Origin of the sequence: Flectobacillus roseus, assembly GCF_030056595.1 — a bacterium.
Taxonomy (GTDB): domain Bacteria; phylum Bacteroidota; class Bacteroidia; order Cytophagales; family Spirosomataceae; genus Flectobacillus; species Flectobacillus roseus.
In genome coordinates, this window is the sequence record NZ_JASHIF010000008.1 from 339,574 (window position 1) to 352,943 (window position 13,370).

The window sequence follows — 13,370 nt, forward strand, 5'->3', positions numbered from 1 at the left end:
TTTGATGATTTGAAGATTTAAAGATTTGATAATTTGAACTAATTGCTAATATTAATTAAAAAAGGCTGTTGATTTCTAAGAAATCAACAGCCTTTTTTAGTATCATCGAAAGTTAGTTGTCATTTTTAACAGGCTATCTTTCAAATTTTATAATTCAATTATAAATCATTTTCAAATCATCAAATTTTCAAATCACCCTACACCCATTTAATACCTTTTTTCAACAACGAAAGTGTGCGTTCTTCTTCAGAACCTTCTTCGGCTTGGTAGTTATAAACCCATTGAGCCATTGGAGGCATACTCATCAAAATAGATTCTGTACGGCCATTGGTTTCCAACCCAAACTTCGTTCCACGGTCATGCACCAAATTGAACTCGACATAGCGACCACGACGAAGTGCCTGAAATTCCTTCTCACGCTCGGTATATGGAATATCTTTATTCTTGTTCATGTAATGGGTGTAAATCGGCGCAAAAGCCTCTCCTATTGATTTTACAAACTCAAATAGCTGATTTTTATCTCTTGTTTCATCAACTTTTTGGTAATCAAAGAAAATACCGCCGATACCACGAGTCTCGTTTCGGTGAACATTAAAAAAGTAGTCATCAGCCCAAGTCCTAAACTTAGGATAATACTCTGCATTGTGCTTATCACAAGCATCTTTTAATTGCTGATGAAACCACTGCGCATCTTCGTCGACAATATAATGCGGAGTCAGGTCAATACCACCACCAAACCAGAATACCCCGTTACTCATTTCGAAATAACGCACATTCATGTGAATAATTGGCACCATTGGACTTTGCGGGTGAATAACAATAGAAACGCCAGTAGCAAAAAAATCTACTTTTTCTTTCAGACCCATCGAAGCCAACATTTTTTCATGTAGATCGCCCCAAACTGCCGAGAACATAACGCCACCTTTCTCGATAACATTCCCTTTTTGAATTACTCGACTACGACCTCCGCCACCAGCTTCACGAATCCATAAATCTTCATGAAATTTGGCAGCACCATCCGCTTGTTCCAAAGCAGCACAAATTTGGTCTTGTAAACCTTCGAAGTATAGTTTTATTTCCTCTTTAGTAACCATTTTATTGTTGTTTTTACAAAGGTAATAGGCACAGGGTATTTTTTAGCCAGAAACTAAAAATTACCCTGTGCCTATTTATACTTTGTTTCATAAACTTGCATTTCAACTTGTAATGTAAGTTTATTTAAGTGTTTTAGAATATAAAATCTTTGATTTTAGTTCGTCGAGTCAGGTTTTACTTCGACACCACCACCAGAACCTCCACCCAAAGAGTCTGTAGAAACGGTAGTACTATCATTGCTAGAACGACTTTCTCCCCACCAGTTTCCAGTACAGTTAAACTGTTTGGTAAATTTCTTCTGATCCAATTTTTCAAAAGGCACAGGATGATATTGTTTTAAATCAGGATCACCTTTCACTTTAAGCATAAATCTTCGATACAGCGGCATTGCAGTTTTGGAGCCTTCTCCGTACGCACCTGTTCGGAAGTGAATAGATCGGTCGTCACCACCAACCCAAACGCCCGTTACTAGGTTTGTAGTCATCCCCATAAACCAACCATCAGAGTGATTCGAGGTAGTACCCGTTTTACCTGCAAATGCTGGCGCATAGCGATTTTTTTCGGGTAATAACGTAGCCCCATCTCCCCACAACAAGCTACTACCAGTACCACCTTCATAAATTGTTCCTTGTAGCATATTGAGTAATAGCTGAGCTGATTCCTTTTTAATTACACGCTTGATTTGAGGATCAAACTGTTGGATTACATTACCGTTTTGATCTTGAATTTCGGAAACCAATAAAGGTTCAGCATGAATACCTTCATTTACGAAGGCTGAATATGCACCCACCATTTCATATAATGATACATCAAAAGAACCCAAACCAATCGAGGCAACTGGGCGCAATGGACTTTCAATACCCATTTGTTTGGCATAATACATTACGGTATCCGCACCAACCTCATCTGTTAGTCTTGCAGTAATAGAGTTAATAGATTTTGCCAAAGCACGTTTGATTGGCATAGTCTGATAACTAAAATGTCCGTCAGCGTTGTTTGGACGCCATAGCTTCATTTCTCCCTTCTCCTCTACTTCAATCTCAAATGGCTCATCTTTCATTGTATAACACGGAGAAAGATCTTTTGGACCATCGATAGCAGCAGTATATACAAAAGGTTTGAAAGTTGAACCGGGCTGACGCTTCCCTTGTTTGACGTGGTCGTATTTGAAATATTTGAAATCTAGTCCACCCACCCAAGCTTTGATATGTCCAGTGAATGGATCCATGGTCATCATCCCAGCTTGTAAGAATTTTTTATAATACTGAATAGAATCGTATGGTGTCATTTCTAGTTGCTCTTCGCCACCAGTATTACGAGAATATACCCACATTTTGCGTTTTACCTTCTTCATGTAGTACCAAACAGAATCTTGATTGGTCGGAAAACGCTTTACTAAAGACTTATAATATTCTGTACGTTTGGCAACGGTATCTATAAACCCAGGAATTTCCGTTCCTTTTTCGTCCACCCATGGATTTTTACCAGACCAGTGCCCATCAAATGTTTTTTGAATATTACGCATCCCCTCCGATACAGCATCCTCAGCATAAGTTTGTAGTCGAGAGTCAATGGTAGTGATAATTTTCAAGCCATCACGATACAAGTCTAATTCAATTTCATTTTTTGCAGCCCATTCATTTAAGTATTTCGCAACGGCCACTTTAAAATAGTTACCAGTACCATCATAAGGTGACTCTTCATGCTCTTTCAACACAATTGGCAAAGTTGATAGTGAGTCATATTGAGCTTGTTTCAGAAAGCCATATTTTACCATTTGAGACAACACTACATTTCTTCTTTTCCAAGATTTGTTTTCGTCCAAAGGTTTATTTCTGTATTTGATTGGATTGTAGGTAGTTGTAGCTTTTTGCATACCAACCAACACAGCTGCTTCTTGAACATTTAGACTATCGGGTGAAGTATTGAAATAACGTTTGGCAGCAACTTTAATTCCGTAAGAATTACTACCAAAATCAACCGTATTCAAATACCACAAAATGATTTCATCCTTAGTATAATAACGCTCTAATTTGATGGCAGTAAGCCATTCTTTAGTTTTGATAATCAACGTTTTTACCCCTGGAATAACCCCAAGTAAACCTTTTTTGGCGATACCTTCTTTTTTACGAGTTTTAAAAAGGTTTTTGGCCAACTGCTGCGTGATTGTACTACCACCTCCACGTTCGCCACCTTTCAAAATACCAACAGCCACACCAAACATAGCACGGTAATCAATCCCCGAATGCTCATAAAAACGAGCATCTTCGGTGGCAATCAAAGCCTTCACTAAATAAGGAGAAAGCTCTTTATAATTTTTGATAGGAGTTCTGTTTTCCTGAAAAAACTTTCCTAACAAAACACCATCAGCAGAATAAATCTCTGAAGACTGTGAAAGTTTAGGGTTTTGCAATTCACCTACTGAAGGCATCTCTCCTGTAAGCCATAAAAAGTTATTTTCAATCGTGAAAATAAAGAAAACTCCTGCAAAGACTGTCCAAGCAAAAGCCTTCCAAAGTTTACGTACTACAAGATAGTATTGAGCATCTTTATCTACTCCAAGTGAATCGAGCAGTTGATTTTTCTTTTCTTCGTATTGTTCTTGAGCCGAGTTAAATTGTTGATAGAAAGCAGCGAGTTTCTGTTTTCCGAGTACTTTCTCCAACAAAAGGTTTGGCAGGAACCAAATCAGTCGAAAAAGTTTAACTCCAAGATTTTTAAGGAATTGACCTATTTTATTTATCATATACTTTTCTGTCTGGGAAAAACGAATGACAAGTTACAATAAAAGTGGTAATACTTCCAAGTCCAAACGTGGCATTGAGGGTATAATTTAAGCTCCTTTTAAGCTCATTTAATAAGATTATATTCTTTGCGCAAAAATCCTCTTTACAACTATCAGAAACATTCCTGAATAATTCTACTTAGCACTGGAGCTAATTCAGTCAATTTTTGTGCAGAATCGCTACAAATAGGATTATGTTGTGGAAAAATCATGGTTTAAACTAGTGCTGAAAACATTTTTTTCACTTTTTTTTCGGCCCTTATCTTCCTGAAAATCAAAGGCAGGAGGATTTTCTTCTTATTTTATTTTACTTTTTTTGCAAAACGAATTTGGAGGCAAAGTAAAAAAGTACTAATTTTGCATCATCAAAACACAGAGAGCTGGCAGAGTGGTCGATTGCGGCAGTCTTGAAAACTGTTGACTGTAACAGGTCCGGGGGTTCGAATCCCTCGCTCTCTACTGAGAATCACAAAATGACGATTCTACCACACTAAAGCCCATCCAAAAGATGGGCTTTTTGCATTTCTAGCCCCTTTTTCCCCATTTTTGTTCAGTTTCTTAATTTTTCGGTGGCGTCCGAGGTTCAACCTCCATGTCAAGGTGGCAGTACATTTTTCGAACCTTGTGTATAACCCTTGATATTTTGTTGATAACATGGATTTTCAACGATGGTGGCTAAAATTTTGAAAGTTCTCCCGAAACTTTTAAAAATTAAGTCTACATGAAAAAAAACAATCAAAAAGAATGGAGATTCTTTTCTGGAAACACAAATGTTCAAACCCTGCTTATGCGAAAATCTACCTCCGGGTAACTGTCGATGGCCAACGTGTCGAACTTGGTTCTACTAACATCGAAATACTCGTTGACCATTGGGATTCAGCCACTAAAACAGTAAAGTCACAAGACCCACATCACTCATTTAAAAACGAACAACTTCTTGCTAAACGAACAGAGCTACTCGCTATTTACAACGAATTTCTACGAAAGAAAAAGCCCTTCACAGCCCAACAAATCAAGCAAGCTTACGACAATCAAGACGACCTGACAATTATGCAGGTTTTCGATCGCTACATGATCGACATCAAACGTGATCCGAATCTATCTGAAGGAACGATTAAAACCTATCGAAACCACCGAGAGAAGTTTTTAGAGTTCTTGATTTCGAAAAAACAACACATGATGTACTTGGAAAGCTTCGAGCTTGCGGATTTTATAGAATATCGTAGGTATTTGGCGAATGAGGCAAAATTTGAAGAAGCAACTATTAGGAAGTACTCCCAGTCTATCAAAAGGCTTTTGAACTGGGCAGTTTTACATAAAATGTTACCAACAAATCCGCTACATTATTATCGAATACCTATGGATAAACAAAAGCCTCACGTGTATTTGACCGACGAGCAATTTGAAAAGCTCAAGGCTCACAAGTTCAAAAACAAGTCTGCTCAGGAAGTGGCCGACGTCTTTATTGTGTATTGTCGTACGGGTTTTCACTATCAGGATTTGAGGAATATCAAGGCAGATTACAAAAAGGCCATCGTAGAAGGATTAGACGGGAAAGACTGGATTTTTTGGGAAAGAGTAAAGACCAATGTGAAAGCGAAAGTTCCCTTTTTTAAAGAAGTTAATGATGTAATAGAAAAATACGGCGGTTGGGAAAATCTCCCAATCAAATCGAATCAGAAAATGAATACCTGGTTAAAAATCATTGCCGCCGAGCTTGATTTTCATGAGGAGCTGTCGGTAAAAGCTGGTAGAAAAACCTTAACAGACTGGTTACTCAACGTAAAAGGCTGGAGTAAAGAGGCTGTCAAGGTTTTACTAGGTCTCAAATCCGACCGATCACTGGAGGCTTACGGTAAAGCCGACGAGCGCCGAGTGATTTTGGAGTTGGAGAGGTAGTAAAATAGTAAAGTCCAAAGGTATAGCCCTTGGACTTTACTATTATGATTTAAACAAATATGTATATCTACTACTCCTTCTTGTCTCAATGTGTACACCTTTATACGAAAAAGTATCGATAAAATCAATCATATTTAGAGGTGTTCTAAAGATTAAGTTACTTTCTAAAAAAAGATTACCGAATGTATCTGAAATAATACTTCTACCATAAAAATATAATAATAAAAGTTCGTGCAAAGTCAACTGAGACTCCAATATGGTAATACTGTTTCCAAAATTATTTATTTCTTTTCCATCAACGGATTCTTCTGTATGGGAACATATAAACTTAAGAAATATGTCTAAATTTTTGAAATAATTTTCTAAGTCCCTTTCATATCCTTTAAAAGACTTATTAGTTATTTTAAGTGTATGTTCTTTTGACAAGGGTTGATATTGACATTTGTAGGTAACTGATTCTACTGAAAAATCATGATATTTTGATGATATTAGGTCGTTTAGCCTTACTAAACCTCTTAAATAAGAGGTATCAAATTCTGGACTGCTAGTTCTAACTTTTAGAGTTTTATTTACTTTATCATACGCTGACTCTAACCCAAAAATTAATACAGCAAAGGAAATGGTAACGATGTCATCATTATTAATTTCCAAATCAAATTCTTCATGTTGACTTATACTAAATAATCTACTCTCAAGAATATCATCATTTACTTTCTCAAGTATTACCAAATAAATGAATTTAAACTCATCAAAAATATCTTGAAAACTCCCTTTAGATTCAACCTTTTGTACATTATCTCTGTAAATGGATAGGAACAGGTCAAATCTTTCATTATACTTTGTCCTATTAATTTCAGCAAATTGCAAATTATTTGCTTTTACTTGTTCCATAAAAGCCCAATAAGTTAAAAGTGCTGCTATTATTGCAACAAGTGGTCCTAGGGTTCCTCCCAGAGTATCACCAATCGGTCCCGTAACTGTTACTAATTCTTTTAAGCAGTTTGCAAAGCTATCTTTATTTTTAAATGAAGAATAAAGAGCTAAAGTTGTAAGCAAAACTGGGACTAATAAATAGGTAATAATCAATACAATTATTATTGTTATTCCTCTTTTAAAGTACTTGTTTTCAGAAAGATTATTTGGATTCATAGGCTGGAATTGATTGTTAATTACTCCCTAAATTACCTTTATTTCATGACATTTAAAAAATTGCACCATTTCTAACTTAATTTAATACTCAATCAATTATAAATAAACTGTTTAAAAGATTTTCACTTTGTTTTTAATCCAAAGATCTGCCATAAAAGCCCGCCCTTTGCCGTGGTGGAAATTTCCACTTTTGGTTGTGGCGAATATCTGAAAGCTACATGAAGTCAATCTCAAAGCCCATAGGCAGGTGTCCCATACCTTGGTTGCGCTTGTACGTTATGTAGTAGTCAACGGTATCCGATAGGTGCGTAGCCTGCTCCTGTGGCACGCTGGGCTTGGTCTCACTGTCCTTGTTCTTGCTGTAGTCCTCATTGATAGGAGTCATCTCTATAGATCGTATCGTAGACTTAGCACCACGTGGATTAATTCTAAGCTTATATTCATCAGGCTTTTTCTCAGAAAGAATTTCATGTATCAGAAAATGTTTTTCTTTACCCTCTAAATTAAAAGTTAGGGGATGCAAATACACTTCCCAACCAGCCTCTGAAAACACTTCAGAAAAGAGCTCAAATAAAGTAAGCCATTTCCCATCACGCATTTTGGTACCGGCTGATTTACTACCCCCATTTCTATCCCCTGTAATATACACTACCTTTTTAGGGTGCTTCTCGTACAGCTCCACTACCTTAAGTGCCAAGGTCTCGGCCATGGTCATGTTGTTCTTTGGTGTCTTAACGAAGGCATCTGCTATTTCTCGTAGCTCCCACCCTTCTGGCTGCCATATAGTGCAGCTCGTAAAGTGGGCATTGAAATCGACCGACAATTCCAAGGGTTTATTTGATTGATAATACTCCAGCTCCTCCGGGCAATGAGTGTGTAAATTGAAGGCAGGGTAAAACGTCTTTGGGGTTTTTCCCAGTCGGTTTCCTTCTACCTCTACATCAAACTCGATATCCGTTAGGGTCTCTTTTAGATTGTCTATAAAATCGGGTGGTAAAAACGCCTGATTATCCTTGGTCTTGATATGGCAGAAATAATATTTCTCAGGAAATTTTTTCGCCAATTCCTCATAGTCAAACATCCAATCCCCACTTGTACCATAAGGTGGTGACGAAAAGAAATAAAATCCCCAATGCAAATTGGAATGGTATTTTCCTTTATTGGCCCTGATTCTACCCTGAAGGATTTTAAGCCATTCACGTTTGAATAATAGACCCTCATCCAACAATACAAAATCGTCATTTCGACCCCGGTGTATATCAGGTGTCAATTTGTAGGCACAAAGCTCCACTACAAAGCCATTCGGAAAACTTATGCAGTTACTCCAGTCGTCGGGTTCCTGGTAAGGTCTATCAAATGATTTAGGAGGTTCACGCCAAAGCACGTATTCGCCGTGACCTGTTTCCCAGTTGTAAGCCTTACAGTTCCATCTATTCTCGTCACCCCACGTTGCCTTTAAGCCTGGCATCAAAGAACGTTTTGCTTGAGTAATAGTAATACAAGCAAACTGCCCTTTTGCTCTGGGCAATTCTTCTTTCATAACCATTAACAAATCCGCCAAAGTAACAGACTTTCCAGATCCAATCCCTCCTACTATACCAGCGACTTTTATACCATCACTGGATAGGTTAAACATGACTGTTTCCAAAAAGTCGGCTTGCTTATCATTCACTTGGATGTTCTGTATTTGTTCCAATGAGTTCATAATTGGTGTCTTCAACTTTTGGTGTAGTACTGTAATTATTATTTACCTCAACTCTTTTGATTACGATTTTGGTTGGTCGCTTTTTCTCGTCCATGTTGGATTTGATTTCGTCATAAGCTCCGTCAATTTTAGCGGCTTCCTTCATGAGCTTCATATATGCGTCCCAATCAAGTTCTTGTTTAGCTTTGTACGCCGCTTCACGAAAAAGCTCAGCATACATAAACTTTATACCTTCCTTATTTCGTAATTGACGGAGTTCTGCAAAAGTCTCGTAGGTCATCGCCAAAATTTCCCTTGCTCTACGGTCTTGGACTTTTACAATTGGGTCATTTTTCAAGCACTGGATCACTTCAGTATCGGAGTATCCATCTTTGAGCCACCCACGGGCTACACTAATCTTTTCAAAGGTTTCTTGCTGTGTCGGGGTCAGCTCTCGACCAGTGAGCAAATGTTCCCGGAACACGCTCATTTCTTCATAGACTTTGTCCAAGTATTTATTATGCTGTCTCATATTTAAGGCGTAGGAGTTCTTCTGTGATTTCTTTCTTTCTCAAGTTGCTTTTTGCTAGTTTTTCAGTCCATTCATTAAATCGGCTACTTTCTGGCTTTTCTTTCATTTTCTGCTCAAACTTCCAAATAGCAGTATTTAACAAACTCAATTCATAACGTAGCTCTGCTTCCTTTTGAGGGTTGAGCTTTTGTTGTTCTTTACGTTCTTCACTTGGTAGTTTACCAAAGCGTTCGAAGTAGGCAATTTGTAATCTGCATTCTTTCCAGGCTGCACGCTTTTCTCGGATCTGATCAATGATAGGCTTTACACCTTCTACGTCGTTATCCTCGAAGGTGTGAAGCTTATTAGACAAAAAAGCGGCTTCACGATGCAAACTTTCCGCCTGCATCATGAGCCGCTCTAGCTTTTCACTGCTATGATCAGTCTCGTTTGACTCTACTCCGTTTTTTTTTCTTCTTCTGTTTCGCTTTTAGCTTCTTGACTTTCCTTTTCTTCAGTCGCTGGAGCTGGTGGCGTCACCACAGGTGCTTCAGTTTTGGGAGTATTGTTCGCTGGAGCTGCTGTCTTGGTATTGGAAGGAGCTGGCTTTTCTGTCTGCTTTTTAGGCGCTGGCTCTTTCGATTTTTCAACAGCTCGTTCATAAGCAAATTTGGCTGTTTCGTATTTCTCAAGCGACACTTCCGATTTTTGAGCGTTATGCTCCATTTCTGCCAATTGAAAATCAGCAAATAGTCTTTCTATGTTCATTTTAGTGTTTCGGGGTTAAAAGTTCTAATAAAGACGGAGTAACTTTTACTTCAGGCTCAACGTAGTTTTCATTGAGTGCGATAAAAGGGTTTCCGTTTTCAAACAAAACAGCTGCTTCCTCATCGCTGAGGTTGTCGTTGATGTATTTGGTTTGACCCAGTACAAAAACGTGATTGGTGGCAGCGCTTTGTTTATCGGTAATTTTATATTTGTGGAGTGCCATAGATAGGTAACGAAAAGAGTGACAATTAGAGTTTGTCACTCCAGATTATGAAATTAGGATAGCGCTTGTACAGCGAAAGTAACCGTATTGGCCAATGGTACAATCGGGTGAGAGTATCCATCATTTTTGGCCGTAAAGGTTACACGCTTACGCTCCGTTCCTTTTGGTGGGTTCGTAATTTTGGCATCAAACATAAATGGAATGTACTTGTCACCAAAATAGTACAAACTATTGTCGTTACCCTGAACAATCAAGTTTACAGGTGTTTCATACAAAAGCGCCATTGCTTTGGCAATGTCTTTATCGAAGCCTAACACGTCAAACTCGACACCTTGCGTAAAGCCACCACCTGTTTTCATTTCACCGTCCCACTTTAATGTATCGTACCATGCTTCAATCTCGACCGCCATTTTCCCTGGTGCCAATGGAATAGCTCCAGCAAACTGTCCAGTTGATAAAATGAGGTTATAATCCACAAACTCATTGAGTAAATCTTCTGTCAGAATTACATACAATCGCTTTGAGCCACCAAGCTGTGGATTTTGAGTTTTACGCTTGAGACCCACCAAAGGCACTGTAAATGCACCAGTGGGAAACTCCAAATATTGACCCGTTAGCATCTGTAAACCTGCACTGGTCGACATCATACTCAAACCTGATACAATGGGATTGCCTGTGTAGGCGTAAATGGACACTCCAGCAAAAAAGCTGAGAAATACCATTGCCATTTTTAGAAACTTATTCATAAAAAGATATTAGGGCCGAAGCCCAATTAAAGGTGTATATTTTTTGACTCTATCTATCTTAGTGAAAAGTAAAGACTACAATCGGTTGTTACCGAACCACTCTGAACCCAAACCATACTCAACACAAGCCGAGTACAAAATGTTAAGCTCCCAGTGTTTAGTGTATTCTTTCATTTTCACACGGTATTTACTTACGTCCTCATTTGTCAAGAAAAACAAATCAGGAGAAATAAACATCAAATTGCTACCTGCCAAAGCTGGATCAACATCAAACGTGATATTGTCGTAATCGTCCACTGTTTTTGCCGTTTCGTTTGGCCCAACGTGATTCGGAAACTTAGCACGTCGGTTGGTGTCGTATTTACGCTTGTTTGATGGCGAAATTTTAAACTTGAGTGGTTTGGCTGCCAAAGCTGGATTTGAGTCGGTCAAAGCACAGATAGCTTTTACCTCATCATAAATGTTTTGGTCAGTTAATGGTGTTGCCGCTGAAGTCACCACATTAGCACTAGGAATGTCACCTCCAGTTCCACGACCAGCAGTGAACTTTTTAATCAAACCATCAATTGAACTCATAGAGCCAAATCCAGACTGATTAAATACCCCTCTGTAAGTACCATAAAGCGCCAAACCTTCGCCTGACTTTTGGAGTACAGTATTGACAAAAAATAATTCCCAAGGCATGGCTAAAACCTGCTCTTTGGTCATGTTACCTGTAGTGATCAGACGCTCGTAGCTTCTAAAAATCTTTAAAACGTCGGAACGCTTCAAAGCCAAGTCAATATCAATATCAAAGAAGTTGGGTAGTTTGGCATTGATTTTAACGGCATCAGTCGTAGGATTAAAATCGTCTGAAGCTGGTTTGTTGGCGTCCTTAGCGACAACTGAAAAGATTGGCGTTTTGGCGTCGGTGACTTCAACATTGAAATCCTTACGAATCTTTCCAAAGCCATCCATTACCGATTCATTAACAATGATAGGATTGCCAGAAATGAGGTTTTCCAATTCGTCTGGTAGAGAGTCGAAATTGGGATTGATTGAACTTGTAATAGGCATAGTTACCTTAATTTAATGGTGAACTTTGATTTTAAACGGGTTTGTCCCTGTGTAGATTTTTACTAGACTTTGCTCAATTACTATTGTGCTCTGCTCAAAAGAATGCTCATTGGGTGATCTGCCGCGAGCTTTGTTTCAGTCTCTTTATTAGACGCATCACTTTTAGGAAGCTTTTGACCATTTTGAGACTTTTGATCATAAAACTCTTTGTAGGTATCACGATCTTTTTCGGCTTCAGTAAGCTTGGTATTTAGCGACGTTTTATCCCCTTCCAAAGCAGTTACTTTTTGCTGGAGCTCCTGAGCCTTGACCTTTTCGGCTTCAAAGTCCTCTTTTAGCTTGGTGTTTCCTTCTTGTTGGGCATCGAGTCGCTGCTTCAGCTCGGTCATTTCGTTTGAAAACTCTGCTAAATGCTCAGCAGAAACCACCTCCGAAATATTTTTAAATGATTTTGGCAAGACTTGCAATAGCCAATCTTTTGCCGGTAAGGTACTCTTTGACATTATCGTATAGTATTAAAAGTGTGCAAAACTAAAAACCAACCTAAGCATGGGCCAACTGTTGGCAGCGCTTAATGGCTGAGTTAAAATCTCCTATTCTATCAGCTAAACCCAAGGTGATGGCGTCTTTCGCTCCATAAACGTTGCCTGAAAAAACGTCCTCATTTTTGATTTTACCAACTCTACCACGTTTTACATAGCCTACAAACTCCTTGCGTGCCGCGTTGGTCTGTGCCTGTAAATATCCTCTGGTTTCTTCTGTCAATGGCTCATAAGGGTTAATTTTTGCCTTATTTTCTCCACCTTGAGCTCGAATCATTTCGACATCAACCCCTTGCATCTGTAGTTGTCTGGAGTAATTTTCGTAAATAAACAGTGAACTAATAGACCCAATACTACTCATGGCGCTATCCTCAACAACGATTTCATCACCTTGAGAGGCAATAAAGTAGCCCGCTGACAAACAACGATTAGTAGATGTTACCACAGGTTTAGATTTGCGAAAGTTGGCCACTGCATCAGCCAACAACGAACAGCCGTCGGCAGTCCCACCCGGTGTAGAAATTTTAAGAACAGCCCCTTTGTACTTTTCGTCGGCTCTGGCCACGTCTAACAACTTGGCCATTTCTTCCATACCCAAAGACCAATAAGAATAACGAGACATTTCGCCAACGATGGGTAAAACCAAAATATCACTACTCAAAGAGTAGAGGTTGGTATAGTAGTTATTGATATACCGAGCGCTTTCGGTACTAATCAACTTTGTTTTAAAAGCTTCGAGTAGTTTTGGATCGGGTAATGTTTCGAAGAACGAAGGTGCTGACATTGTCTGCAATTTATGCCAGGCAATGCCAATATGAGACTCAGCGACGTTCCAGATATGCTCGTGAAAAATTTCAGCCATGATATTCGTAGAAAATTTTTACGAATATCATGGCTGAGAAAGATATTTTG

General features: G+C 38.7%; 13 protein-coding genes and 1 tRNA gene. 2 read left to right on the plus strand and 12 right to left on the minus strand.

All coding sequences use genetic code 11. The annotated features are described in order from the left end of the window. Nucleotides 1–197 precede the first annotated feature (197 nt). Both hemF and QM524_RS10315 read right to left on the minus strand, forming a co-directional pair. On the minus strand, nt 198–1,094 hold the full coding sequence (gene hemF, locus QM524_RS10310; protein ID WP_283344509.1) for an oxygen-dependent coproporphyrinogen oxidase: 897 nt from the start codon (nt 1,092–1,094) through the stop codon (nt 198–200). 155 nt (nt 1,095–1,249) lie between these two features. After that, nucleotides 1,250–3,841, minus strand: coding sequence for a penicillin-binding protein 1A (locus tag QM524_RS10315; protein ID WP_283344510.1), 2,592 nt, complete (start codon nt 3,839–3,841; stop codon nt 1,250–1,252). A gap of 413 nt (nt 3,842–4,254) precedes the next feature. Here QM524_RS10315 and QM524_RS10320 point away from each other — a divergent pair. Beyond that, a tRNA-Ser gene (locus QM524_RS10320) sits at nt 4,255–4,339 on the plus strand. 285 nt (nt 4,340–4,624) lie between these two features. After that, entirely contained in the window at nt 4,625–5,779 is a 1,155-nt protein-coding gene (locus tag QM524_RS10325) for a phage integrase SAM-like domain-containing protein (RefSeq protein ID WP_283344511.1), read from the plus strand. 42 nt (nt 5,780–5,821) lie between these two features. Here QM524_RS10325 and QM524_RS10330 read toward each other — a convergent pair whose 3' ends face one another. From QM524_RS10330 to QM524_RS10375, 10 genes are all read right to left on the minus strand, one after another. Beyond that, nucleotides 5,822–6,928: a hypothetical protein gene (locus QM524_RS10330; RefSeq protein WP_283344512.1), complete on the minus strand. Its 1,107-nt coding sequence runs from the start codon at nt 6,926–6,928 to the stop codon at nt 5,822–5,824. Nucleotides 6,929–7,142: 214 nt separating this feature from the next. After that, nucleotides 7,143–8,633 (minus strand): terminase large subunit domain-containing protein, encoded by a 1,491-nt coding sequence (locus tag QM524_RS10335; protein ID WP_283344513.1) that lies wholly within the window; start codon nt 8,631–8,633, stop codon nt 7,143–7,145. After that, nucleotides 8,593–9,144: a hypothetical protein gene (locus QM524_RS10340; RefSeq protein ID WP_283344514.1), complete on the minus strand. Its 552-nt coding sequence runs from the start codon at nt 9,142–9,144 to the stop codon at nt 8,593–8,595. Before QM524_RS10340 ends, QM524_RS10335 begins: the two co-directional genes overlap by 41 nt. After that, nucleotides 9,131–9,535 (minus strand): hypothetical protein, encoded by a 405-nt coding sequence (locus tag QM524_RS10345; RefSeq protein ID WP_283344515.1) that lies wholly within the window; start codon nt 9,533–9,535, stop codon nt 9,131–9,133. The genes QM524_RS10340 and QM524_RS10345 overlap by 14 nt, the downstream gene beginning before the upstream one ends. A 44-nt stretch (nt 9,536–9,579) precedes the next feature. Beyond that, the gene (locus QM524_RS10350; protein WP_283344516.1) at nt 9,580–9,891 is read right to left on the minus strand and encodes a hypothetical protein; all 312 of its coding nucleotides are present in this window, start codon (nt 9,889–9,891) and stop codon (nt 9,580–9,582) included. A gap of 1 nt (nt 9,892) precedes the next feature. Further along, nucleotides 9,893–10,114 carry a hypothetical protein gene (locus QM524_RS10355; protein WP_283344517.1) on the minus strand — a complete coding sequence of 74 codons (222 nt, stop codon included), beginning with the start codon at nt 10,112–10,114 and terminating at the stop codon, nt 9,893–9,895. Nucleotides 10,115–10,167: 53 nt separating this feature from the next. Further along, entirely contained in the window at nt 10,168–10,860 is a 693-nt protein-coding gene (locus QM524_RS10360; RefSeq protein WP_283344518.1) for a hypothetical protein, read from the minus strand. Between the two features lie 75 nt (nt 10,861–10,935). After that, complete coding sequence (locus QM524_RS10365) at nt 10,936–11,916, minus strand: hypothetical protein (RefSeq protein ID WP_283344519.1); 981 nt, start codon at nt 11,914–11,916, stop codon at nt 10,936–10,938. Between the two features lie 80 nt (nt 11,917–11,996). Next, complete coding sequence (locus tag QM524_RS10370) at nt 11,997–12,419, minus strand: hypothetical protein (protein ID WP_283344520.1); 423 nt, start codon at nt 12,417–12,419, stop codon at nt 11,997–11,999. Nucleotides 12,420–12,459: 40 nt separating this feature from the next. Then, complete coding sequence (locus QM524_RS10375; protein WP_283344521.1) at nt 12,460–13,320, minus strand: S49 family peptidase; 861 nt, start codon at nt 13,318–13,320, stop codon at nt 12,460–12,462. Between the last annotated feature and the right edge of the window lie 50 nt (nt 13,321–13,370).

What these genes read in the sequence shown, in the direction of transcription:
- hemF (WP_283344509.1), bottom strand. Translation starts at nt 1,094, where the DNA reads ATGGTTACTAAAGAGGAAATAAAACTATACTTCGAAGGTTTACAAGAC.
- QM524_RS10315 (WP_283344510.1), bottom strand. Translation starts at nt 3,841, where the DNA reads ATGATAAATAAAATAGGTCAATTCCTTAAAAATCTTGGAGTTAAACTT.
- QM524_RS10325 (WP_283344511.1), top strand. Translation starts at nt 4,625, where the DNA reads ATGGAGATTCTTTTCTGGAAACACAAATGTTCAAACCCTGCTTATGCG.
- QM524_RS10330 (WP_283344512.1), bottom strand. Translation starts at nt 6,928, where the DNA reads ATGAATCCAAATAATCTTTCTGAAAACAAGTACTTTAAAAGAGGAATA.
- QM524_RS10335 (WP_283344513.1), bottom strand. Translation starts at nt 8,633, where the DNA reads ATGAACTCATTGGAACAAATACAGAACATCCAAGTGAATGATAAGCAA.
- QM524_RS10340 (WP_283344514.1), bottom strand. Translation starts at nt 9,144, where the DNA reads ATGAGACAGCATAATAAATACTTGGACAAAGTCTATGAAGAAATGAGC.
- QM524_RS10345 (WP_283344515.1), bottom strand. Translation starts at nt 9,535, where the DNA reads ATGATGCAGGCGGAAAGTTTGCATCGTGAAGCCGCTTTTTTGTCTAAT.
- QM524_RS10350 (WP_283344516.1), bottom strand. Translation starts at nt 9,891, where the DNA reads ATGAACATAGAAAGACTATTTGCTGATTTTCAATTGGCAGAAATGGAG.
- QM524_RS10355 (WP_283344517.1), bottom strand. Translation starts at nt 10,114, where the DNA reads ATGGCACTCCACAAATATAAAATTACCGATAAACAAAGCGCTGCCACC.
- QM524_RS10360 (WP_283344518.1), bottom strand. Translation starts at nt 10,860, where the DNA reads ATGAATAAGTTTCTAAAAATGGCAATGGTATTTCTCAGCTTTTTTGCT.
- QM524_RS10365 (WP_283344519.1), bottom strand. Translation starts at nt 11,916, where the DNA reads ATGCCTATTACAAGTTCAATCAATCCCAATTTCGACTCTCTACCAGAC.
- QM524_RS10370 (WP_283344520.1), bottom strand. Translation starts at nt 12,419, where the DNA reads ATGTCAAAGAGTACCTTACCGGCAAAAGATTGGCTATTGCAAGTCTTG.
- QM524_RS10375 (WP_283344521.1), bottom strand. Translation starts at nt 13,320, where the DNA reads ATGGCTGAAATTTTTCACGAGCATATCTGGAACGTCGCTGAGTCTCAT.